Source organism: Noviherbaspirillum autotrophicum (genome assembly GCF_000818395.1).
Taxonomy (GTDB): Bacteria; Pseudomonadota; Gammaproteobacteria; order Burkholderiales; family Burkholderiaceae_D; genus Noviherbaspirillum; species Noviherbaspirillum autotrophicum.
Genome location: NZ_JWJG01000028.1, coordinates 268,962 through 290,821, shown reverse-complemented (window position 1 = coordinate 290,821; position 21,860 = coordinate 268,962). Strand labels below are relative to the sequence as shown.

27 protein-coding genes are annotated in these 21,860 nt (G+C 59.2%); 13 read left to right on the top strand and 14 right to left on the bottom strand.

All coding sequences use genetic code 11. The features are described 5' to 3' along the window. Positions 1–2 precede the first annotated feature (2 nt). A complete protein-coding gene (locus tag TSA66_RS02630; protein WP_052452046.1) occupies positions 3–320 on the bottom strand; it encodes a c-type cytochrome in 318 nt (105 codons plus the stop codon). 334 nt (positions 321–654) lie between these two features. Beyond that, positions 655–4,383, bottom strand: coding sequence for a bifunctional diguanylate cyclase/phosphodiesterase (locus TSA66_RS25300; RefSeq protein ID WP_052452045.1), 3,729 nt, complete (start codon positions 4,381–4,383; stop codon positions 655–657). Between the two features lie 324 nt (positions 4,384–4,707). Here TSA66_RS25300 and TSA66_RS02615 point away from each other — a divergent pair, with 324 nt between their 5' ends. Together TSA66_RS02615 and TSA66_RS02610 are read left to right on the top strand one after the other, a co-directional pair. Then, on the top strand, positions 4,708–5,208 hold the full coding sequence (locus TSA66_RS02615; RefSeq protein ID WP_157691571.1) for a DUF5710 domain-containing protein: 501 nt from the start codon (positions 4,708–4,710) through the stop codon (positions 5,206–5,208). A 53-nt stretch (positions 5,209–5,261) separates the two neighbouring features. Beyond that, positions 5,262–5,735, top strand: coding sequence for a hypothetical protein (locus TSA66_RS02610; protein ID WP_040038878.1), 474 nt, complete (start codon positions 5,262–5,264; stop codon positions 5,733–5,735). Positions 5,736–5,793: 58 nt separating this feature from the next. On the opposite strand, the gene TSA66_RS02605 is transcribed toward TSA66_RS02610, so the two are convergent. The 9 genes from TSA66_RS02605 to TSA66_RS02565 all read right to left on the bottom strand — a co-directional run bounded on the left by TSA66_RS02605 (position 5,794) and on the right by TSA66_RS02565 (position 11,454). Beyond that, positions 5,794–6,651, bottom strand: a complete 858-nt coding sequence (locus tag TSA66_RS02605) for a fused MFS/spermidine synthase (RefSeq protein WP_084199224.1) — start codon at positions 6,649–6,651, stop codon at positions 5,794–5,796. Between the two features lie 120 nt (positions 6,652–6,771). After that, positions 6,772–7,227 carry a DsrE family protein gene (locus TSA66_RS02600; protein WP_040038877.1) on the bottom strand — a complete coding sequence of 152 codons (456 nt, stop codon included), beginning with the start codon at positions 7,225–7,227 and terminating at the stop codon, positions 6,772–6,774. Positions 7,228–7,384: 157 nt separating this feature from the next. After that, entirely contained in the window at positions 7,385–8,317 is a 933-nt protein-coding gene (locus TSA66_RS02595) for a c-type cytochrome (protein ID WP_408639497.1), read from the bottom strand. A gap of 5 nt (positions 8,318–8,322) precedes the next feature. Then, positions 8,323–9,135, bottom strand: a complete 813-nt coding sequence (locus tag TSA66_RS02590) for a c-type cytochrome (protein WP_232429384.1) — start codon at positions 9,133–9,135, stop codon at positions 8,323–8,325. Positions 9,136–9,181: 46 nt separating this feature from the next. Further along, positions 9,182–9,496: a DsrE family protein gene (locus TSA66_RS02585; protein WP_040038876.1), complete on the bottom strand. Its 315-nt coding sequence runs from the start codon at positions 9,494–9,496 to the stop codon at positions 9,182–9,184. Positions 9,497–9,586: 90 nt separating this feature from the next. Further along, positions 9,587–9,940, bottom strand: coding sequence for a carboxymuconolactone decarboxylase family protein (locus TSA66_RS02580; RefSeq protein ID WP_040038875.1), 354 nt, complete (start codon positions 9,938–9,940; stop codon positions 9,587–9,589). 20 nt (positions 9,941–9,960) lie between these two features. Continuing rightward, on the bottom strand, positions 9,961–10,164 hold the full coding sequence (locus TSA66_RS02575; protein WP_040038874.1) for a YgaP family membrane protein: 204 nt from the start codon (positions 10,162–10,164) through the stop codon (positions 9,961–9,963). A gap of 50 nt (positions 10,165–10,214) precedes the next feature. Further along, entirely contained in the window at positions 10,215–10,580 is a 366-nt protein-coding gene (locus TSA66_RS02570; RefSeq protein ID WP_040038873.1) for a TIGR01244 family sulfur transferase, read from the bottom strand. Between the two features lie 13 nt (positions 10,581–10,593). Beyond that, complete coding sequence (locus TSA66_RS02565; protein WP_040038872.1) at positions 10,594–11,454, bottom strand: MBL fold metallo-hydrolase; 861 nt, start codon at positions 11,452–11,454, stop codon at positions 10,594–10,596. 86 nt (positions 11,455–11,540) lie between these two features. On the opposite strand from TSA66_RS02565, the gene TSA66_RS02560 reads away from it, so the two are divergent. From TSA66_RS02560 to TSA66_RS02545, 4 genes are read left to right on the top strand one after another with little or no spacing between them, the layout of a single operon-like run. After that, positions 11,541–11,858: an ArsR/SmtB family transcription factor gene (locus TSA66_RS02560; RefSeq protein WP_040038871.1), complete on the top strand. Its 318-nt coding sequence runs from the start codon at positions 11,541–11,543 to the stop codon at positions 11,856–11,858. 11 nt (positions 11,859–11,869) lie between these two features. Further along, positions 11,870–12,304, top strand: a complete 435-nt coding sequence (locus TSA66_RS02555; protein ID WP_040038870.1) for a YeeE/YedE family protein — start codon at positions 11,870–11,872, stop codon at positions 12,302–12,304. A 6-nt stretch (positions 12,305–12,310) separates the two neighbouring features. Next, positions 12,311–12,766 carry a DUF6691 family protein gene (locus tag TSA66_RS02550; RefSeq protein WP_040038869.1) on the top strand — a complete coding sequence of 152 codons (456 nt, stop codon included), beginning with the start codon at positions 12,311–12,313 and terminating at the stop codon, positions 12,764–12,766. A 31-nt stretch (positions 12,767–12,797) separates the two neighbouring features. Then, a complete protein-coding gene (locus tag TSA66_RS02545; protein WP_040038868.1) occupies positions 12,798–13,598 on the top strand; it encodes a sulfite exporter TauE/SafE family protein in 801 nt (266 codons plus the stop codon). Positions 13,599–13,616: 18 nt separating this feature from the next. Here the strand turns inward: TSA66_RS02545 and TSA66_RS02540 are convergent, their stop codons facing one another. Beyond that, complete coding sequence (locus tag TSA66_RS02540; protein ID WP_040038867.1) at positions 13,617–14,393, bottom strand: 5'-3' exonuclease; 777 nt, start codon at positions 14,391–14,393, stop codon at positions 13,617–13,619. A 481-nt stretch (positions 14,394–14,874) separates the two neighbouring features. On the opposite strand from TSA66_RS02540, the gene TSA66_RS02535 reads away from it, so the two are divergent. The 5 genes from TSA66_RS02535 to merP all read left to right on the top strand — a co-directional run bounded on the left by TSA66_RS02535 (position 14,875) and on the right by merP (position 17,848). Continuing rightward, entirely contained in the window at positions 14,875–15,225 is a 351-nt protein-coding gene (locus tag TSA66_RS02535) for a DUF3147 family protein (RefSeq protein ID WP_040038866.1), read from the top strand. Positions 15,226–15,326: 101 nt separating this feature from the next. After that, a complete protein-coding gene (locus TSA66_RS25295) occupies positions 15,327–15,893 on the top strand; it encodes a TlpA family protein disulfide reductase (RefSeq protein WP_157691570.1) in 567 nt (188 codons plus the stop codon). 85 nt (positions 15,894–15,978) lie between these two features. Continuing rightward, entirely contained in the window at positions 15,979–17,106 is a 1,128-nt protein-coding gene (locus TSA66_RS02525) for a transglutaminase-like domain-containing protein (protein ID WP_084199218.1), read from the top strand. A gap of 72 nt (positions 17,107–17,178) precedes the next feature. Beyond that, a complete protein-coding gene (locus TSA66_RS02520; protein ID WP_198358692.1) occupies positions 17,179–17,547 on the top strand; it encodes a mercuric transporter MerT family protein in 369 nt (122 codons plus the stop codon). 7 nt (positions 17,548–17,554) lie between these two features. Continuing rightward, positions 17,555–17,848 carry a mercury resistance system periplasmic binding protein MerP gene (merP, locus tag TSA66_RS02515; protein ID WP_040038864.1) on the top strand — a complete coding sequence of 98 codons (294 nt, stop codon included), beginning with the start codon at positions 17,555–17,557 and terminating at the stop codon, positions 17,846–17,848. A gap of 52 nt (positions 17,849–17,900) precedes the next feature. Here the strand turns inward: merP and ybaL are convergent, their stop codons facing one another. Then, positions 17,901–19,607, bottom strand: a complete 1,707-nt coding sequence (ybaL, locus tag TSA66_RS02510) for a YbaL family putative K(+) efflux transporter (RefSeq protein ID WP_040038863.1) — start codon at positions 19,605–19,607, stop codon at positions 17,901–17,903. 279 nt (positions 19,608–19,886) lie between these two features. Here ybaL and TSA66_RS02505 point away from each other — a divergent pair, with 279 nt between their 5' ends. After that, positions 19,887–20,123 (top strand): hypothetical protein, encoded by a 237-nt coding sequence (locus TSA66_RS02505; RefSeq protein ID WP_040038862.1) that lies wholly within the window; start codon positions 19,887–19,889, stop codon positions 20,121–20,123. A gap of 42 nt (positions 20,124–20,165) precedes the next feature. On the opposite strand, the gene TSA66_RS02500 is transcribed toward TSA66_RS02505, so the two are convergent. Further along, positions 20,166–20,627: a PaaI family thioesterase gene (locus TSA66_RS02500; protein ID WP_040038861.1), complete on the bottom strand. Its 462-nt coding sequence runs from the start codon at positions 20,625–20,627 to the stop codon at positions 20,166–20,168. 162 nt (positions 20,628–20,789) lie between these two features. On the opposite strand from TSA66_RS02500, the gene TSA66_RS02495 reads away from it, so the two are divergent. Continuing rightward, entirely contained in the window at positions 20,790–21,830 is a 1,041-nt protein-coding gene (locus tag TSA66_RS02495) for an HDOD domain-containing protein (RefSeq protein ID WP_052452041.1), read from the top strand. The last annotated feature ends 30 nt before the right edge of the window (positions 21,831–21,860 follow it).

Genomic DNA, 21,860 nt, shown 5'->3' with positions numbered 1-21,860 from the left:
AATCAATGATCCTGACGGGCGGAAGGGAATTTGTAATATAGGCTATTCAGGTATTGTGTCACCGCCTCTATGTCAGCCTCGCTCCATCGCGCGCGGCTAACGTTTTGCCACCGGCGGACCTGGGCCAACAGACTGTCCATATCCGTAACAAGGCCGCGATCGCGCCAATGCATCTGCTCGGTATGACAGGCAAGGCAGTGCGTCGAGTAAAGCAGTTCACCTCGGGCCAGTTGAGATTCAGTCGCCGCTTCCACGGCTGAGCTGATAGCAATGAGACATGATGCGCCTGTGGAAAAAATACTTTTCTTCCATTTCGACATTATTGCCTCCTGTGTATGCGCTGATGCCGGAATTTCTTGGCGCGCCCTGGGATGCCTCGATATATTTCAAGCCTATGCGTCTTTAACGTCTGTTTGTCCCGCGATGTACAAACATAAATGTGATACAGCGCAGGCACACCTTATTGATGCAAGTCGACTCACGATCTTAGAGAGCCTTCGCTAGCGCCTGCAGAATGTCTCCTGTTCAGCGCAGAAGTTCAAATTGAGCTTGTTCCGTGCAAGGTCGTGCACTCTGTCACATAGTGAATTCGCCGCCGCTCCATCAAGGCTGCACCAGTGATATCGAAAGCTGGTTGCTTTTTCGAAAGGATCTTTAACTTGACAAGGCGATCTCAGCCGCCTGTACAGATAATTTCCGCCCTTCCCTGAGGAGTTGTTCGAATGCGTCTGCAACCAGAGGCTTGCTGAAATAATACCCCTGCATCTGATCACAGCCATGCTGCCACAGGTACGTCAATTGTTCCTCGGTCTCGACGCCTTCGGCAATCACCTGCAGGCGCAATCCATGCGCGAGCGAAATGATCGACCGCACGAGTTCCGCGCCGTCACCATTGAGTGTGATGTCACGCACGAATGACTGATCGATTTTCAGCACATCGATAGGGAAGCGCTTAAGGTAAGACAGGCTGGAATAGCCAGTGCCGAAATCATCCACAGAGAGATGCACGCCAAGCTTCTTCAGTTCGCGTAAGGCGCCGATGGCGAAGTCGACGTCGGTCATCACCATGCTCTCCGTCAGTTCAATATCCAGGAGTTGGGCCGGCATGCCGGTTTCATTCAGAATCGATGCGATCGATTGCGCCAGGCCACGATCTGCGAACTGGCGGGCAGATAAATTGACTGCAACCCGCAGCGGAGGCAGTCCGGCAAGCTGCCATGCGCGATTTTGCAGGCAGGCGGTACGAATAACCCATTCCCCTATCGGCCCGATTAATCCGATCTCCTCGGCCAGCCCGATAAAGCGCGCCGGCGAAACCATGCCGAGTTCCGGGTGTTGCCAGCGGATCAGCGCCTCCATGCCGACGACATTGCCGGTATACAGATCGAGCTGCGGTTGATAGTGCAGAAGGAATTCTCCGCGCTCCAGCGCATTGCGCAAGTCGCCTTCCAGGTGCAATCGCGCCAGTGCCTTTTCATTCAATGATGAAGTGTAAAACTGGAAGTTGTCGCGCCCCGTTTCCTTGGCGCTGTACATGGCGATATCGGCGTGCTTGATCAGCGTTTCCGCGTCTGTGCCATCGGTCGGATAGACGGCAATTCCCATGCTGCATGTCAGGAAAAATTCGTGTCCGTCAATAATAAAGGGCGGCGCGATGACGTCCATGATGCGTTGGACAATTGCAGGCTCAAGCGATTTGTCGACATGTTCGGTCAGTACCAGAACGAACTCGTCGCCGCCAAGGCGGGCGACGGTGTCGGTATGGCGAACGACACTCAGCAGGCGCGTCGATACCTGTTTAAGCAAGACATCTCCAGCCTGGTGGCCGAGCGTGTCGTTGACGAACTTGAAGCGGTCGAGATCGACGAATACCACCCAGACCGGTGCGCCATCGTGCGATGCATATGAAATGGCTTGATTTAGCCGATCCTGCAGCAAGTTGCGATTGGCGAGCATGGTCAGTGCATCGCGATTGGCCTGCACCTCGAGCTGCTTTTCATAACGCTTGGTAGTCGTGACGTCATACTTGGCGCCGACAAAGTGCGTGACTGCCCCACTCTCGTCCCGCACAGGGGCAACGTGAACATCCGTCCAGAACATCGATCCGTCACGGCGATAATTCCTGAGGGTCACGTGCCCTTCCTGCTGTGCGCGAAGAAGCCTGCGCAGTTCCTCCAGGCCGGGCTGTTCCTTGTCGTTCTGATGCAGCACGCTCAGGCTCTTTCCAGCGATTTCCTGTGCCGAATAGCCCGTCATGCGCTCGAAAGCGGGGTTTACATACTCCACTGGATAGTTGGGTGCGGTCGCGCTGGTGATGACGATGGCGTTTGCGCTGGCTTCAATGGCACGCTGACGCAGGTGAAAGGCAGCCTCTGCAGCCAGCTTTGCACTGCGATGGCGCAGGAGCTGGATCGCGACCGCGACTGAATTGGCCAGTCCGGTCAGCAGGTCCACCTCTTCGGCGTCAAACGCATCCGGCTCGGCTGCGTACACGTTCAACACGCCGAAATTTTGGCCGTCATGCACGAGCGGGAGGGTGATTTTCGAATTAAAGCCACGGCGTAATGCCTGTTCTCGCCACGGCCCCATTCGCGGATCGGACTGAAAGCTGTTCGTGACCGTGGGGCGGCCGGTGCGCAGGGTCGTACCCACGGAGCCGCCTTCCTGTATGCCGGCTTGGAGCGATCCCTCGATACACGTCAGGTAACCATCATGTTCCCCGGCGATTCCCGCAGGTTCGACGCTGCCGTCGCGCGCCAGCAGGCCGGACCAGGCCATTCGATATCCCTCGCGTACGACGACTTCGCAAATTCCCTGCAACAGCGCATGTTCATGCGCAGCGTTGGCCAGTTCGTTGCCACAGGCGTGGATAGTGCGCAGCGCGCGGTTGCTGCGGCGAAGCGACTCCTCCATTTGACGTTGCTCGGTAATGTCCCTGCCGAGGCAATCCACACGTCCCGGCTTGGACAAGGTGCTTGCCACATAATGCGCCTCATAATGCATCCAGCGCTCAGCGCCGTCGGAACGGACGATCCGGAAGAGTATCGCGTCTCGCCGCTTGTCGGCCAAGGTCCGGACGACCCGGATCACCTGCTTGCGGTCGGCGGGATGAATGCAGCGCAGCCATAGGCGCGGGTTTTCGATGAAGGAACGCGCCGGACGTCCGTAAAGCCGTTCAACTGCGGAACTCACATAGCGGACCTCGCCGGAAGACGTTTCGAACGTCCACAGCACTTCGTCAATGGATTCCACGATGTCATTGAGTTGCTCTTCTTTCGACTGTAGCGTCAGGTACGCTTCCCGCATGCTGGCGTCGGAAGCCTGGCGGGCGACGTTGAGCGAACGCATGAACAGAAAGGCGAGAAAGCTGAGCAAGACCCCCGACAAGGCAGCTATCGGCGGCAACCAGTATTGCGAGCGCGTCTGGAAATTCGGCCGCATGGTCAGGCTGAGCTCCCACGTATTGCCTCCGAACGTCAGATCGAAGGTGCGACGCAGTGGTGCCTCGGCCTCGTCTTTGCTGCCTATCGCGGAAGACGCGGGTTGATTGCTGCTGAAAATCAGTGTCTGCCCGTCATTCCCGGAGCTCGCGGCGGTCATGTCCGCTTTGTCACGGATTTCAATATCCAGATCGTCGAGCAGCTTGGACCCGAAGACGTTGCGAAGCATTTCGTCGACCCGGATCGCAAGGAAAAAAAAGCCGGAAAATGCCTCGCGGCGTCCGGTCATGGTATCGGGTATGTTGCCGTGGTAGAGCGGCGTATAGAACACGACACCGTCCACGTTGCCCGGTTCGACAAACAGGCGAACACGACGGGTGGCGGCCCACTCGCCGGTATCTCGGGCGCGGTCGATCGCCTCGACCCTTCGCGGCTCGGTTGCATGGTCGAAGCCGAGGCCGAATCGATTTTTTGCAAGCGGTTCGATTGCTTTGACTACGAACGCCTCGGCTGCCGGTGACAGGAGCATCGGATGAATCGCCGGCGGCTGCGCAAACTCTGCCGCATATTCCTTGCGAAGCCCGCGTTCGAATGCTCCCTTATCGGTGGGGGGAACCCGTTCGCTGAAACCGACCGCTTGTACTGCCGGCAGCCGCTCGTTCAACTTCAGCCATTTGACACTTTGCCTGAATGTCATCCGCGCCGGATGAGACGTGGTGCGATATTCCGCCTGCAGGCTGCGCAGCGCTTCTGCGTAAGCATCCAGCTGCCGTTCCAGATTGTGCTTGGCTTCTCTCGCGCGGATATCGAGCTGGGATTGGAGCTCCTGGTTGACGAGACGCACGCCCTCCCAGTAGACAACGGCGGACGCCAGCAGCCCGACGAACAGAAATACTCGCGCAAGGCGCAGAGCCTGGCTCGATTTCGGATCTGTTTGTTTCACCGGAATTCCTTGTGTCTGCTAAAAATGGGCTGCCCAGCTGATGGGTGAAGATGCTTATGATCTTCGTTGATGACGACCGTTACGAATGCCTCGTCGTCCCTGCGAATACGGATTGATAGCCAGGTCGCATAACGCCGCGCCGTCGCGCGTTCCGCCTGGGCGCGCATTGTCGCGTTCATTGCGTTGGCGGCGGCTATGGCAGAAAAAACAACACATATTCACAAGCAGTTAGTGCTTGCGGAACAAAGCTACATCAAGAGTATATGTTAAAACTTTGTTTCTGAGAAGAAAGTTTTTGCACGTAATTTCTTTTCTCTTATGCCGTTGAAAACGCTGATTTTTTATGGGTCGCTGACCATCACTTTCGCGTATAAAACTGTCGCAAAGAATGCACATAAGATCGCTGCCTGCGATAATGCCGATCTTCTTACTGCCCGAGTTGCCATGACTGACGCACCACCATTCGATGCGCCCTATTTTATTGTCGAGAAAACCGAGCAAGGTGTGCGGATCGTTGAAACCTGCGCTGACGGCAGCCGTCAGGAGCGCGCCGTGCCCGCTTCGGAAGCGGCTGGCCTGCTGGTCGATATCTCGCATGATGGGGCGCCGGCATCCATCCCTGCCCGGAGTGTCCCCAAAAAGGGCGGACGGTCGCTTTCCGGAATGCCGCCGGGTTCTACCCTTCTCGCTGTCCCGTTTGCCGAGAAGGATGCAGCCAAAAAACTCGGTGCGCGCTGGAATGCAGAGCGCCGGTCGTGGTACGTACCGCCTGGCGCCGATGTATCGCCTTTCAGCCGCTGGCGCACTGACAAAGCCGATTCATAATTCCGGCGCGAGCGCACGGTATAATCACGCGCTCCACCGCCTCTTGCATTGCCATGTCAGCCGACGATTCCGATTCCCTCATTCATGAAGCCCGCCTTTGGAAAGACGACGGATGGACTGCACGCGTGATCAAGAATGAAGACGATGAAGGCTGGGCGGTCGCCATGTTCAAGGATGGCAAGTCGGAACCGGCGCTTGTCGGACCGTGGACCATGGGCCGCGACAAGAAGAACCCCAAGCCGCTCGACGCCAACGCATTCTCCACGCTGGTCAAGACCGCTTCTGAAGTGTTGCGGCGGCATGAACAACAACGGCACGCAGCCCTCAACAAGAGCGTGAGCATCACGCACAATGACGCGATCGTCACGGTAATGCTCACCATCGTACCGGATGACGATGACCCGCACGGCGTGCTCAAGGCGATCGATGAATATGACAACGAGATCGCCAGCAAGCGGGTTGCTCCTAATTTCAGCCTGACACGGGCAAGTGCCAACGCCTGGGCTGACAAAGGCTTTGGCCGTTAGGCTGTCGCTGCCATCAGACCCATCTGCTGGATAGGTCGCGCAACTACCAGAGACACGGCTATCGACGGGTGATCATAATATTTTGCGCCGTCAGACTGACGACCAGGGGATGGATCAATTTCAACTGGCGCATTCGCCGGCGTAACGTCGCATCATCCACCTGCAATGCATTCCCCTTGCAAGCAAAGATGATTTTGTTTAGCGAGTCCAATGTGTCGATGACGACTAGGCGGTCATCAAACGCCAGGCGCATGCGTTCAACGTAAATGTCGGTATCTGGGGCAGCGGCGAGCAGATTGACCACCATGATCCCGTTTTGCGCCAATGAATTGTGGCAAGCGTCATAAAACTGCTGGCTGCACAATTGTGGCGGTTGGCCGCTTTTATCAAAGCCATCGACCAGCAGCACGTCGAACCGATCCTCAGCTTCGCATACGAAATCGGCCCCGTCCATGCAGCGCACGCTGAGCCGCTCATCATCGTCGGGAATGTGAAAAGTCCGGCGCAATCCAATCACTGCAGCATCAATCTCCGCGACTTCGATAGACGTTTTTTGCAAAAAGCGATAGCAAAACTTGGCCAGCGAGCCGCCTCCCAGTCCAATCATGCCGATATTTTTCGGCTCCGGCTTGAACAGGAGAACCCCCATCATTGCCTGGGTATATTCAAGAACCAGGTCGTCCGGGCTATCGATGCGCATTTCGCTTTGCAATGTACTGACATCAAAATGCAGCGACAACGTATCGCGGTTCTTGTAGAGCACCGGCGTGCTGGCGTGAGGCGGCACGTCCAGTACCGAGGAATCTTCTGTGTTCATGGTGACGGGATAGGTGGAGAAGGCAGGCGTTTGCGTGAAATACTGATCCGGCATTGCCGCACTATCGGCGCCGCAAACGGGCGCCGGCGAGACGTCCATTGTTAAAGCAAGAAAACGCACAAGGATAACCGAATCGCACCTTGAACCGGCGCTTATTAAAACGCTACGAGGCCGGACACGCGCTGCCTAGTCGACACGTCAATCCCGCATGGCGCGGGCCTACGGCCGGATATAGGCGTAACCCTCTTCCTGTTTATTCATTACTTCAAACACTCCGGACGGGACATAGCCAATATTGGGCAGCATATCCTCCTTGGTCAAACGCATCGCGTTCATGGTGTTTTCGCATGCCACCACTTTGACGCCCGATGACACCACTTCCTGGATTTTCTGGGTCGCTTTCGAGTCGCGCTTTAACATGCCGATCCCCGGGCCGTAGGTGACGATTTCAATCGTCGCCTTGTCGTTGCCGGCTTCTTTCTGCAGGTTCTTGACGTTATTTAGCGTCAGCTCCCATTTCCCCGCATCGCCATCGCTGACTTGAAACACGACCCGGTGCTTGGCAGTCGTGGCCGACGCACCAGGTGTGTTTGCCTGTGCCATGGCCGAGGGCGCAGCGCCACCCAATACCAGCATCCAGCCTAAAAGAGCCGTGGATAAAGATAATCGCGTCATACAGCCTCCTGGAAATTTGCAGCGTTTTACATCGAAACAAGCAGAACGCCGATCCATGACGGTCGCCAATGAAGAAACGAAATCGCCACGCTTTGCCCTCCGCACGCGGGCCCTCCGTATTGTGGCCGAATCATCGGCGAACTTATTTGCGCTCTGCCTACTTCGCCCCCAATACATGGCCGTTCACGCTTTTGCCATACAGGGAGGTCGGCGAATCGTGGTATTTCTTCCGCGTTTCCTCGACCGAACCGTTAAAGCGCGGGTCTTGCGGCCTTTCATGACTATCCATGAACAGGGCGACGTCCCATGCCTCCTGCTCCGTCAGCGTCCCGCCCAACCCCAAAGGCATATTCGCCTTGATAAAACCAGAGGCATTCTTGATGTCATGCATGCCGGCGCCCCAGTTGAAGGATTTCTCCCCCCACAACGGCGGGAATACCGTCTTGCCGGCACTCGCCTGCCCTTGCCCGTCGGCGCCATGGCAAAGCGCGCATTTCTGCTGATAGACCTTTTCGCCGCGCGCATAGTCGGCCGGCTGCGCGGGCTTCTTCACTTCGGGATAGCCGCGCCCCTCTAGCGTTCCGCCCACCGGAGCCCCGGTCGCCAGCCAGTACGCGTAGCTTTCCAAAGCGACAAGCGTCGGGTCCCCGAACGCGGGCGCCTTACCGTTCATGCTGAAACGAAAGCATCCTTGCAGTCGCTCTGCGAACGTATTCACATGCTTGTTTTTGCTGCGGTAAGCGGGATAGGAAATGTATGCGGCCCACAGCGGGCTGGAATTGCTCTTGCGTCCCGCATCGAGATGGCAGTTGACGCAGTTCAGGCTGTTGCCGACAAACTGGCCGGCGTTTTTCTGCGTATTAATGAAAATCTGTTCGCCTTGCCGCACGATCTTGCCGAACTCATCGTCGGGAATGCTGTCAGCCGACGGCGGCTTGAAGGCGACAGCGCCGCTAGTATTCACAGCTGCCGCCGGTCTGGACGGAGAGGCAGACGCTGACGGGCTCGCGGCCTCTCCCTGCGCCGCAAGGCTATAGACAGGAAATACGGCCATGGCCAGAAGGCCAGCTTTCAGTGGCGAGAAAAACATTGTCGTCATTTTTTCCTCCTTGCGGGCGAGGATGGCGAAGCGGCCGCAGAAGCAGCCCCGAAGTGATTGGATACAGCCACGATATCGGCGTCTGACAGCTTCTTCGCAACCACTCCCATCAGATTCATCGGTCCGCCAGGGCGGGCATTGTTTTTGAACGCATGGAGTTGGGCCGCGATGTAGTCGCGCGATTGCCCTGCAATTGCCGGAAACAAGTCTCCGACGCCCCCGCCGCCGGGGCCGTGGCACTGCACGCACGCAGGCAGGTTGTCATCCCAGCGCCCGCGGCGGGCAAGCCATGCACCGGTGTCGTCCGCTTTCAGGTTGTCCTCATTGGAGTGGGCAATGCCAGGAGCGGCAGGCAGCCCGGCGAGATACGCACTGACCGCCTTGCGTTCTGGGGCGGTCAATTGCTTGGCCACGAGTTCCATCACGACATTCTTCCGTGTCCCCTCCGCGAAGTGGTTGAGCTGGGAATCGAGATAGGCTGCGCCGAGGCCGGCGAGACGGGGAAATCCGCCGGCGGCATTGCCTTCACCGTTGGCGCCGTGACAATTGGCACATGCCAGCGCACCGCCAGCGCTGCCCTTGGCCACAATCGATGCGCCAAGCGCATGGGTCTGCGCTGACGATATGGCAGGAAATACGATCAGGGTCGCGACGCTGACGATGCCAAGCAGCCGCGAACGAAATAGGGAATAACGGTCAGTCATCACTGCATCCTCAACGACGGAACCAAACTTCCGACGCGAACAAATAGTCGATTCAAAAAACACGGTGTATCGATCAAGGATTGATTCATTGGTGTCATCCTCCAATTTTTGGATCTCTGGTTATATGCCTGCCCAATATGGCCGGCGCTGCTCATGCACGGATATAGCTCCAGCCATCGCGCTGCATTTCAGCGATGGTCAAAATTGCTGCTGTGACCGTTTGCAGTGGTGGCGGTGCCATGCGCCCCAATTTGCTCAGCGTGTTTGCGCACACCAGCGTCATGGAGTCGGTATCGGACCGCGGTGAATCGAGCGCGGCACTGACTGCCTCTGCGTTCACAATGATGCGGACTTGCGCATCGGGCGCTTCGCGCAGCAGGTTGGCCGCATTATTCCTGGCGCGAACCAGCGACGCCGCCGTCGGCGCATGAATCAGTACGCGCAGTATCATTGGTCGATGTTCCATGCGTCTTTCTCCACCTGCTGAATCGTGATTTGCCGGCACTCCCGACGATGTTATGCCGGGTTTGCCAGCGCCAATCCCGAACGGCCTGATTCAAGCCGCGTTGGAGAATTCGTCGAACGCGGCAATCGCGTTAGCCGAATACATGAGTGAAGGGCCGCCGCCCATATACACCGCCATTCCGAGCGTTTCTTCCACTTCGGCCTTGGTGGCGCCGAGTTTTACCAGTGCCTGCGTATGAAAGCCGATGCAGGCGTCGCATCGCACGGCCACCCCGAGAGCGAGCGCAATCAGTTCCTTGGTCTTTTTGTCCAGGGCGCCGTCTTTCGTGGCGGCGCGTGCCAGGTCGTTGAATGCCTTCATAACATCCGGCACATCGGCGCGCAGCGTAGCGAGGTTCTTGGAAACCCCTTGGGTAAGTTCGCGATAGCTTGTTGTTGTGCTCATTTTCATTTCTCCCAGTTGAATTATTGACGCCGTTTGTTCGAAAGACGGCAGGTGGATAAGCCGAGCGGCAGGTACGCCGGACAGAAGCGGAATATGCCCGTCGCGAGCGGCACGAGGCCAAGCCAGCCCCAAGGGCCAATCGCCCCACCCAGCGTGGCGCCAATCAGCGCAAGGCCGGCCAGAATGCGCAACCCGCGGTCGATGTTCCCGATGTTTTGTTTCATGATGTTCTCCCTGTTAAATGGAAGTTGAGGTAGGTAAGTGCTGCCGGTATTCAGACGTCAGCCTGACCGCCCTTGGCCTGCTCCATGGCCAGCCGGTATAGAGCGGTCGAACGCGCACCGGAACGGCAGAATGCCAGGATCGGCGTGGGCAGCGTTTCAACGAGCTTGCGCATGCGGTCGACGGCTTCCTGATCGATTGCACGCGGGTTCACCGGCAGGTAGGCATATGCAATGCCCGCTGCGGAAGCAGCAGACTCCAGCAGCGCGTTTTGCGGTTGTTCCGCCCCGCCCTCGCCGTCCGGCCGGTTGTTTATCACGGAGCGGAAGCCCATCCGGGCAATGTCGGCAAGTTCTTCGGGGCGCAACTGGGGCGCGACGCAAAACTTGTCATCGATTGGGGTGACAGTCGCAGTCATAGGAGTCTCCGGCTCAAAGGCTATTGACGGGAATTTTGAGGTAGCTGATCCCGTTGCTTTCGGGCGGCGGCATCGCGCCGGCGCGCACATTAACCTGGACCGAAGGCAGGATCAGTAACGGCATCTCCAATCCCGCGTCGCGCTTTTGGCGCATTGCGACAAATTCTTCCTCACCGATACCATCGCGGACATGGATATTGCGCTCGCACTGCTCTGCCACGGTCGTCTGCCACGCCGCGGGCCTGCCGGCGGGCGGGTAGTCATGGCACATGTACAGGCGCGTTTCTTGCGGCAGGGACAGAAGCTTCCTGATCGAACGGTACAGCGCATGCGCATCGCCGCCGGGGAAGTCGCAGCGCGCCGTGCCGACATCGGGCATGAACAACGTGTCGCCGACAAATACCGCGTCCTCCACCTGATAAGCCATGTCGGCCGGCGTATGTCCGGGGACAAAGACGGCGCGCGCGCTCAGCGTCCCGATCTGAAAGACTTCGTCATCCTCGAAGAGATGGTCGAACTGTTTACCATCGGCCTGGAAACCGCTTTCAAAGTTGAACAACCGCCGAAACACGCCCTGAACCTGCCGAATCCGTTCACCGATTGCCACCTTCCCGCCCAATTTCTCTTTCAAATACTGCGCGGAAGAAAGATGATCGGCATGGGCATGGGTTTCAAGAATCCAGTCCAGGGTCAGCGATTGGGTACGCACAAATTCGGCCAGACGGTCGGCAGAAGCGGTCTTCGTGCGGCCCGATTTCGGGTCGTAGTCGAGGACAGGGTCGATGATTGCGGCGTGTCCGCCGGCCTTGTCATACACCACGTAGCTGATCGTTCCCGTGACGGCGTCGTAAAAAGCTTCAATGTGGGCGTTCATGATGGCCTCCCAGGCGTAATAAACAATATATTGAGTCACATAATATCATCGTATATAATGTGGTCAAGTAGATTTTGGAGTGAACGATGGAAACCAGCACAAGCTTCGACGTGGAACTGATGCGCAAGGCGGCGCAGGAGGCGACGTCCGTATTGCGGGCGCTCGCCAATGAAGACCGCTTGCTGTTGCTTTGCCAGCTGAGCCAAGGGGAAAAATCGGTGGGCGAGCTCGAAGAGTTGCTTGACATCCGCCAACCGACACTTTCACAGCAGCTGGGCGTGTTGCGCACAGAAGGTCTTGTTAACACCCGGCGCGACGGCAAGCGGATTTACTACTCCGTCGCCGATATGAACGTGCTTGCGCTGCTCAAGACGTTGTACTCGTTGTATTGCCCGAAAGATTAAGGAGAGATGCGATGTCAATAGACTGGTCCCACTTTACCCCGCTCGCCTCGCTGGTCGGCGGATTGCTGGTCGGCCTCGCGGCGGCCATGTTCGCCCTCTTCAACGGCCGCATCGCCGGCATCAGCGGGATTGTCGGCGGCTTGCTGCGTCCCGCGCGCGGCGATGTCGGCTGGCGCCTGGCTTTCGTCGCCGGACTGGTCGGCGCGCCGGCCCTGTATGGCATGTTCGCCACCTTGCCGGAAATTCGGGTGGATGCCGGCGGGCTGACGCTAGTCGCCGCCGGTCTGCTGGTCGGTATCGGCACGCGCTACGGCGCCGGTTGCACCAGCGGCCACGGTATCTGCGGCCTGTCGCGCCTGTCGCCCCGATCGCTGGCAGCCACAGCTGTCTTCATGGGCACCGGCTTTTTGACCGTGTTTGTTGTACGTCATTTGTTGGGAGCGTAATTCGCCATGAATATCTTGTTCGCTTTTGCCTCGGGCCTGATTTTCGGTATCGGCCTGATCATCGCCGGCATGGCCAATCCAGCCAAAGTGCTCGGTTTTCTTGACTTGGCCGGGACATGGGATCCCTCGCTGGCCTTTGTCATGGGCGGCGGCATCGCTATCGGGCTGATCGCCTTTACATTTGTCAAGCGCAGATCGTTGTCCTTGCTGGGCCTGCCGATGCAAATGCCCTCATCGCGTCATCTCGACCGTCGCCTGATCGGAGGAAGCGCCTTATTCGGTATTGGCTGGGGCCTGGCCGGCATTTGCCCGGGACCGGGACTGGTTCTGCTGGGGGCCGGAACGACCAAGGGGCTGCTCTTTGTGACAGCCATGCTCGCGGGCATGGCAATCTTCGAAGTGATTGAGCGACGCAAGGCACACCGCACCTCGCGTACAGCAGTCACGGGCGGCATCCGCTGACACCGGACTTATCATAGGGCTTTGCCAGGAAATGATCACCAGCTTCGGATTAGGACTGATTGTCGGCGTCATCTTGGCGCTGACCGGTGCCGGCGGCGGCATTCTGGCGGTTCCGTTGCTGATTTTCGGCGCCCACCTGGGCGTTGCGGAAGCCGGTCCGATCGGCCTGTTGGCCGTCGGAATGGCTGCGGCGCTCGGCGCGACACTCGGCCTGAAGGTTGGGACAGTTCGCTACCGGGCTGCGCTGCTGGTGGCAGGAGCCGGCATGGTGATCTCGCCGGTCGGATTATGGCTGGCGCGCCATGCCGACAACCGCTGGCTCAGCATCCTGTTCGCGCTCGTCATGCTGTACGTCGCGCTGCGCACCTTCCGCCACGCCGGCAAGAGCGGAACGATCTCTCATCGCCGAAACTCAGCAGCGCCGCCGTGCATACGCGATGCGGCCAGCGGCCGTTTCATCTGGACTTCGCGTTGCGCGCGCGCGCTCGCTCTCTCGGGCGGCGTCGCAGGCTTGTTGTCGGGATTGCTCGGGGTCGGAGGCGGCTTCGTGATGGTGCCGGTGTTGCAACGCTATACGGACCTGGAGATGGACTCGATCGTCCCGACCTCGCTCGCCGTCATCGCGCTTGTTTCCGTCACCGGCGTCGCATCCAGCGCGCTTGCGGGGCACTTGAATTGGAGTGTCGCCCTGCCCTTTTCCCTTGGCAGCGTGGCCGGCATGCTCGGGGGCCGGCAAGTGGCACGTCTGCTCGGAGGCGTTCATCTGCAGAAGGGATTTGCCCTTGTGTCGGGGATGGTCGCTATCGGCATGATTGCCAAGGCTGCCATCTAGCGTACTGAGCATTCGCCCCTAGCGGCCGTCATACTGCAGCATCTTCCACGTTATTCCGAGCCGGACGTCTGTTTTCAGTTTCACCAGTTCGCGCGAAAGAAACGCCATGTCGCGGCCGGCCCGCAATTTCTGCCCCGTTGTGGTCAGGAGGATGCCTGCGCCAGCCATGATCCCTTCGAGTGTCTTGTAGGTGGTCAGAAGCTTGGCCGCGCTCTTGGGGCCGATGCCTTCCACGCCGGGAATGCCGTTGGCCGAGTCGCCGCATAGCGCGAGAAGGTCGGTCAACATTTCGGGCGGGACGCCGAATTTCTTCTCAACCCAGGCGCGATCGTGCCACTCGCTCTTGAACTGATCCCAGAGCAGCGCTCCGGACGAAATCAGCACGTGCAGATCCACGTCGGTCGACGATACGATTGCGTCGCCGCGCCCTTCGCCCAGCCACCGCAACACAGCGGTCGCGATCACATCGTCCGCCTCCACCCCTTCCAGGCAAACCACCGTCAGCCCGAGTTTGGATAGCATGGCGTAAAACTCGGGAAGCCGCTCCTTCAATGGCTGGGGCATCGGCGTTCGGTTCGCCCGGTACAGGGGATAGATTTCGTTACGCCATGTCGCTCCGCCGTAATCGAAGGCGGCGAGAACGTGAGACGGTTGATGCGTCGATAGAACTCGCCGAAACGATGACAAGGAGTGGCGCAAGGCGACTTCAGCCTTGTCCGGCGAATCCTCGTCCGGACTGGCTTCATAGACCCGTCGGACAATATTTAAACCGTCAATGGCAAGCAGCTTTCCCATAGCAAGAATGATACTTTACGATCCATGCTCTGCGCGCTTTTTATCATGCCGGCCAGATAGTGCATGTTCTGGCGTTCAAGGCAGGGTTGTTCGGCATTGCAGCCATCTCAAGCAATCCGCGCAACAGCGTGCGGGCCATTGCCAGCCGCTGCGATTGCTCCGGAAGAAGCTGGTAACATACCATCGTGCCCTATGTCTTCACATTCAGAAGCTGATCTTCCACGCGTGGAGCGATGAACGACCTCGTGGTGTGCGACATCCACAGTTACGTGGTCAGCTCCGCCCCGGTCAGCAACGTCGCGCGCAGACGATGCAAGGCCGGCTCATCGAAGTCTTGCGCACCATTTGAAATAACCGGGCCGGATGGCCCTGCTCTTTGAAGGACACCCCATGCAATTCGTCACGTTGCCGACGGCCAGCTCACATCCGCTGCTAGCCGGTCTGTCGTCGCCCGTGCCGCAACCTGCTTCGTGAGGTAGCCATGGCCTGGATGATTGCCAAATATGGCATTACAGCCGCTGTCGTCGTGCTGGTATCGGAACTGGCCAAGCGCAGCGACAAGCTGGGCGGCTTGATCGCCGCGCTGCCGATGGTCACCGTACTCACGCTGATCTGGCTGCACGTCGAGCGGCAGCCGATGGACAAGGTCGCCAACCACGCGTGGTACACGTTCTGGTACGTGGTGCCGACACTGCCGATGTTCCTGGTGTTTCCCTACCTGCTGCCGCGGATCGGCTTCTGGGGCTCGCTTGGCGCCGGCATCGCCTTGACGGTCGTCTGTGTCGCAGGCTTTGCACTCGTGCTGCGCCGCTTCGGCATCAATTTGCTCTAACCATGGCTGGCGGCACCCGGGAGCGCCGAGCGCCCCGATGAACCCAATCATGATCTGATATGATGCGACCTTTTCCAGTTCGTCGCAGTACGCAGAGTGCCATGTCAGCAGGGTCAGATTGTTTTCGCCGCTTCATCCTTGCGGTGGTGCTCATGGCGGTCGCCTGGACATGTCCGCCGCTGGCGGCCAAGGAAAACGCGCTGCGCGCCTGGCCCAAGAACCTGCCATCGCCATCGCTGAAGCTGACCGATCTTGCCAGTACAGAATGGGATCTTGATCGCTTGCGCGGCAAGGTGGTCGTTCTGAATTTCTGGACCACCTGGTGTTCGCCCTGCGTCGATGAAATCCCTTTTCTCAACGACCTGGCTGCCGCCACATCGACCACGGGAAAAGTCGTTATCCTTGGTGTCAATTTCAAGGAATCCGGCGCGGCAATTCAGCGCTTCTCCCAGGAGCACGTATTCCAGTATCCGATTTTGCAAGACAAGTCTGGAGAGACTTTCAGGAAGTGGACTACTGGAATTTTGCCGACGACCATACTGATTGCGCCGGATGGGCAGGCACGCTGGCGTATCGTCGGCGAACTGGAGCGCACCGATGGCAGCCTGCGCGAATTGATTGAAAAAATGCTGGATGAGCGGGAATCAAACAAGGCCGGACCGAAATAACGCACCCGTTGCCAATGGGACCGTTGGCAACGTCGGCCTCGCCGCTTGATGGAACACGACGCACAGATCTCACACTGGACCAACAATGAAAGATAACAAAATGACCATGATGACACGCCGAACATTGCTGAAAGCCGCCTCGGGCGCCATGCTTACTTCGGTGCTTCCGCAGGCAGCGTTTGCGCAGCAACAGCAAGAAAAACGCTTTGCGCCACAACCCGGCGACTGGCGCAGCTTCGAAATCGTTACCCGCGTCAACCTGCAAAAGACAGGCGTTCCCGCAAAGGTCTGGGTGCCTTTGCCTTCTGTCGAAACCGAGTGGCAGCGTTCGTTGTCGGATGAATGGACCGGTAACGGCAAGACCATGGGCATTGCCACCGACAGCCGTTACGGCGCGAAATACCTGGCCGCCGAATTTGACGGCGCAGCGCCGGCGGTGCTGGAAGTGAGGTCGCGCGTGCAGACCCGCGACCGCGCCACCGACTGGGAAAAGCCGGCTGCACTTCATGCAGCGCCGGACGATTTGCGCCACTGGCTGCAGCCCACTGACCTGATGCCGCTCGACGGCATCGTTCGTCACACCGCGCGGCAAATCGTCGCCGGTGCCCACACCGATATCGACAAGGTCCAGCGCATTTACGACTGGATCATCATTTCGACTTACCGCGAGCCCAAGGTGCGCGGCTGCGGCGTCGGCGACATCAAGGCCATGCTGGAAACAGGCAATTTCGGCGGCAAGTGCGGCGATATCAACGGCTTGTTCGTGGGACTTTGCCGGGCCGCAGGCGTTCCGGCGCGGGATGCCTATGGAATCCGTCTGGCGCCGAGCGCCTTCGGCTACAGGGAACTAGGCGGCAATCCGGCATCGCTCAAGAGCGCGCAACATTGCCGCGCTGAAGTCTACTTGCGCAAGCATGGTTGGGTTGCCATGGATCCGGCGGACGTCGGCAAGGTGATGCGCCTCGAAACCGGCACCTGGATCAAGGACCCGGACCACCCCGTGGTAGCGCCTGTCCGCAAGGCGCTGTTCGGCGGCTGGGAAGGAAACTGGATGGCTTACAATTTCGCCCACGACGTCAAGTTACGCGGATCGACCACGGGGAAACTCGGGTTCCTCATGTATCCGCAAGCCGAAATCGGCGGCGAAGCGCTCGATCCGCTGGACCCGGACGCGTTCAAATACGCGATCAGCGCCCGTTCCATGACTGCCTGAAGGCTGGCGGCGGGACGGCATGCTTCCTGCTGATCTGTCCCGTTCGAATTAATGCTTGATAATCCGTTATTCATGAAATCGCGTGGCACGTCTTCACGAAAAAACCTGAGCGCCGGGCTGATGGCTGTCGGTGTTGCATCGGCAATCATCGCCTCGAGTTGCTGCGTGCTCCCGCTTGTGCTCGTTCTCATCGGCATCACCGGTGCTTGGATGACCACCCTGACGTCCTTGCGTCCCGTGACGCCGGTGTTTACCGTCCTGACGCTGGTTGCCCTTGGGTGGGCCGGAGTAATCCTGTTCCGGCCCGCAACTTCTTGCGCCGTCGCGGACGGTGCAGCATGCGAGAAGACGCGTCCCGTCGCGAGGATGGTATTTCTGGGATGCGTTGCATTTGTCGCCCTGCTGCTGCTATTTCCCTTGCTTGCTCCCTTTTTCTATTGAACATCCCATGTCGAAACTTCTGCTTACTCCGCTGCTTGCCGCGCTGCTGTCTCTTCCGCAGTTCGCACTGGCCAAATCCCAGACCGTGTCGCTGAACGTGCCGACCATGGATTGCGCGACATGCCCGATCACCATCAAGGCAGCGCTGCTCAAAGTTCCGGGCGTGACCCGGGCGACGGTGAGCTATGAGCGGCGCGAGGCAGTCGTGGTGTTCGATGACAGCAAGACCGGCGTGGACGAACTGAAGAAGGCTACAGCGGATGCCGGATATCCCTCCATGCTGAAGAGCGCGTCGAAATAGGCCGGATAGACCGGGCGCATTGACTGCGCCCGCTGCTGGGCGGCGCCGCGCGTCAGCCGGTCCCGGCTGCTGGCGCTTTCTTGCCGAAGCGCGCCAGCACATGCCCGCCCATGCCTTTGGCAAGTTCATCGACGCCAAGGAAAATGGCGCCGGCCGATTCCTTCTCCAGCAATCCGGCTTCTTCCTCATTATGGGTGCGAACCACCGCCTCGATCTGCGGATTCAGGCTGCGGGCGGTGCTGATCATCTGCCTGACATTGAAGGTATCGGGAATGGCGATCACCAGCATGGCAGCGCGCGCGATATGCGCCTGAATCAGCACTGCCGGATCGGCGGCGTTGCCGGAGACGGCGGCAATGCCCTTCTTTCTGAGGCGCTCCACCACTTCACGGTTCTGTTCCGCCACGACGAAGGGAATGCCATGCTCGGACAGGCAAGCCGCGAGGCGCCGCCCGACCCGTCCATATCCCACCAGCACGACCTGCCCCGACAGGAATTTCTCTTCGGTCGACATCGGCAATTCCGCCAAGGGGTCGCCAGATCGCTGCAGCAACTGCGCCACGGACGGGCGTGACTGCACCCAGGCTTGCAGCGGCCGCACCAATGTAAATATCAATGGATTGACGGCAATGGAAATCAGCGCGCCAGCCAGGATCAGGCTTTGCCCTTCCGCCGGCAACAGTCCCAGGCTCACGCCCAGACCCGCCAGGATGAAGGAAAACTCGCCGATTTGCGCCAGGCTGGCCGACACGACGAACGCCGTGTTCAATGGATAACGAAAGGCCAGGACAAGCGCGGCGGCGGCAATCGACTTGCCGAACATGATGATGCCGATGACGGCAAGTACCTGCAGCGGTTGCCTGACCAGTACCGTGGGATCGAACAGCATGCCGACCGAGACAAAGAACAGCACCGCGAACGCTTCGCGCAGCGGCAGCGATTCTTCGGCCGCGCGGTGGCTGAATTCGGATTCGCGCAACACCATGCCGGCAAAAAAGGCGCCGAGCGCGAAGGATACGCCAAACAACTTGGCCGCAGCATAGGCGATGCCAACGGCCGCGGCCACCACGCACAGGGTAAACAATTCGCGCGAGTTGGTCCGCGCAACGTGCCATAGCAGCAGCGGAAATACGCGCCGGCCGACGAGCAGCATGAAGGCGATGAAAGCCGATACCTTCAGCAGGGTAATGCCCAGCGAGGCCCAAATATTGCCGGCTCCGCCTGAATTGCCGCCGAGCCAGCCCGCAAGCCCGGGCAGCAGCACCAGCACCAGCACCATCGCGAGGTCTTCCACGATCAGCCAGCCGACGGCGATGCGCCCATTGACGGATTCGAGGAGGCCGCGCGCTTCCAGGGCGCGCAGCAGTACGACCGTGCTGGCCACGGATAGCGCCAGGCCGAACACCAGCGCGCCGCCCACGCTCCACCCCCATGCCGTGGCGACGGCCGCGCCAAGCGCCGTGGCGACGGCGATCTGGAGAACCGCTCCCGGCAAGGCGATCTTGCGCACCTCCAGCAAATCGCGCAGGGAAAAATGGAGGCCGACGCCAAACATCAGCAGCATGACGCCGATTTCGGCGAGTTCGCCGGCGATATGGGAGTCGGCGACAAACCCCGGCGTGAAGGGGCCGATGATGACGCCCGCCAGCAGATAGCCGACCAGCGCGGGAAGCCTGAGTCGCACGGCAAGAAAGCCGAGCGCCAGCGCCAGCCCAAGCGCCGTGGAAATGGTGGTGATGAGAGGAATGGAATGGGGCATGCGTTTTTCAAGTTGTTCAGGAGGTATGACACCGCCAGTGTAATGGCGATACGGTTTGACGTTTGGCGGCGGATGCGGTGCCAACGCGAGACTGATCTGGGTCCGGCGCCATGCCCGTCTTTTGACAAGGTGACACGGCGTGATGAATGAATTTACGTGACGCGTAACGAAAATTGCCATGCCCTTCGCCCTGTTGGGGCGGAGCTTACTCGCTGCAAAATTTGATATTAGTCAATATTTCAAGCCATAATATGCGCCAATTCGCGATTGGGAGAACGAATGAGCATCAGTACAGCGTCTTATGTATCGCACGTGGCGAGCAACCTGCAGCAATTGAGTACGCGGCGGCAGGAACAGATCCAGGTGAACTTGGAAACTGGCGATTCGATACGGCAATCCCGCCAGCAGTCCGTCGAGCGAAGCATGCGCGACGACACGACGCAGGCAGAGCGTGTCAATCAAATCCGCACGGCGGCGCTGAAGGCGCATGGCGGCAGCATCGACGTCTGGGCTTGATCAGCCTATTTCCGCCACGCGATAGCTGTTTGATGGCGCGCTTCAGGCGCCGAAACTCTCCGGCATCTGCACCGCCACGACTTCTCCGGTGGCCGTTGCAACGCCATTGGCAAACACGGTGGATTCCACCACCACCTTGCGTCCCTTGATTTCCTTCACCCTTCCCCGGATTTCCAGCGCGCCGCCGAGCGGCGTCGGTTTCAGGTAATTCACGTGCAGCGAGCCGGTCACGAAACGGAAAGGCGGTTGCGTGTCCATTTCCCTGCCCTCGGCGCGATACATGGCTGCTGCCGCCGTGCCGGTGCTGTGGCAATCGATCAGCGATGCCAGCAAGCCGCCATACACATAGCCGGGAATCGCGGTGTGGTATGACTCCGGGGTGAAGCGCGTAACCGATTCCTCGCCTTCCCAATACGTTTTGATGCGATGCCCGTGGTCATTACGGGAACCGCAGCCATAGCAATGGGCGACGTTGTCGGGGTAATAGTCTTGAAAGGCTTTCATGGGCGCCTCATAAAATATTGTCGTAGAGGAATGTTTCATTGACCATTGTCGCGGCAATCCAGGATTTCGGCAACCGGGGCGGTGGCGCAGGCCGGTGCGGAAAGCCGATATACTCCAGTTCTCTGCCGCAAGTTCAGGCACGCTGCCGTTTCGAATAACATCATGAAGAAGTTGTTGCATCGCTTGTTTGGGCGCACTCCGGAACATGCGCCGGCACCGGAACTTCCGGATGCGCCCATGACCGTTCTCGCACTGGACCCACCGCCGGCGCATGCCCCCGAGCGCGCCATCAATGTCGATACCTTGTTCTTTCCTTGGCTGCTGAGCACGTGCGAAGGCGAGGTACGCGATCTGAGCGAGGAAGAAAGCCGCCGTCTGCGCGCACTCAAGCGCGTGGCGGACAGCGATAACCCCGCCACCGCCGATCTCGTGCCGCGCCTGCCCGCAGTCTTGCCGATGCTTCTGCGCAGCCTGCGCGAGCGCAACGTATCCAACAGCCAGCTGGCGGAACAGATTACGCAGGACGCGGTGCTGGTAGCGGCAGTGCTGCGTCAGGTCAACAGTTCCTATTTCCGGCGCTCCCAATCGGTCAACAATATCGAAGATGCCCTGACCGTGATCGGCCAGAACGGATTGCGCATGCTCGTGGCGAGCGTGGCCTTCAAGCCCTTGTTCAGCACGGGGCTCGGCTATTTCACATCGTTGTGCGCGCCCCGCCTCTGGGAGCTGTCGTCTTTGCAGGGCATAGCGTGCCGCCATTTCGCTGCGCGCCTGCGGGTCGACCCGTTCGAAGCCTTTCTCGCCGGGTTGTTGCAGAACGTCGGCGTCATTGTTGCGCTGCGCGTGCTGGACCAGCTGGACCCGGCCCCTCAGGGCGAACTCCGTTCGCTGGCGTTTCATGCCTCGTTTGCCCATTACTCGCGCCGGCTGGCATGCGTCGTGGGACGCCACTGGGGCTTTCCGGAGGCAGTGATTGACGCGATCGATGCCGAAGCCGCGCCGGCCGGCGCCGAAGCACTGCCGCAAGTGCTGAATCTGGCCGGGAAAACAGCCAGGATCAGGCTGCTTGTGAAGAAAGGTTTGCTAAGCGACGACGAAGTCGAAGCCTGCCTGGACGGCGATAACGTCGCCGCTTGCCTGGACTGCTACCGGGAACTATGCGACGCCGATATACAAGAAACCGATTCATCCACGACGCAATAGGTAGCGAAGTCAGCAGTGGCCTAGCCGGAA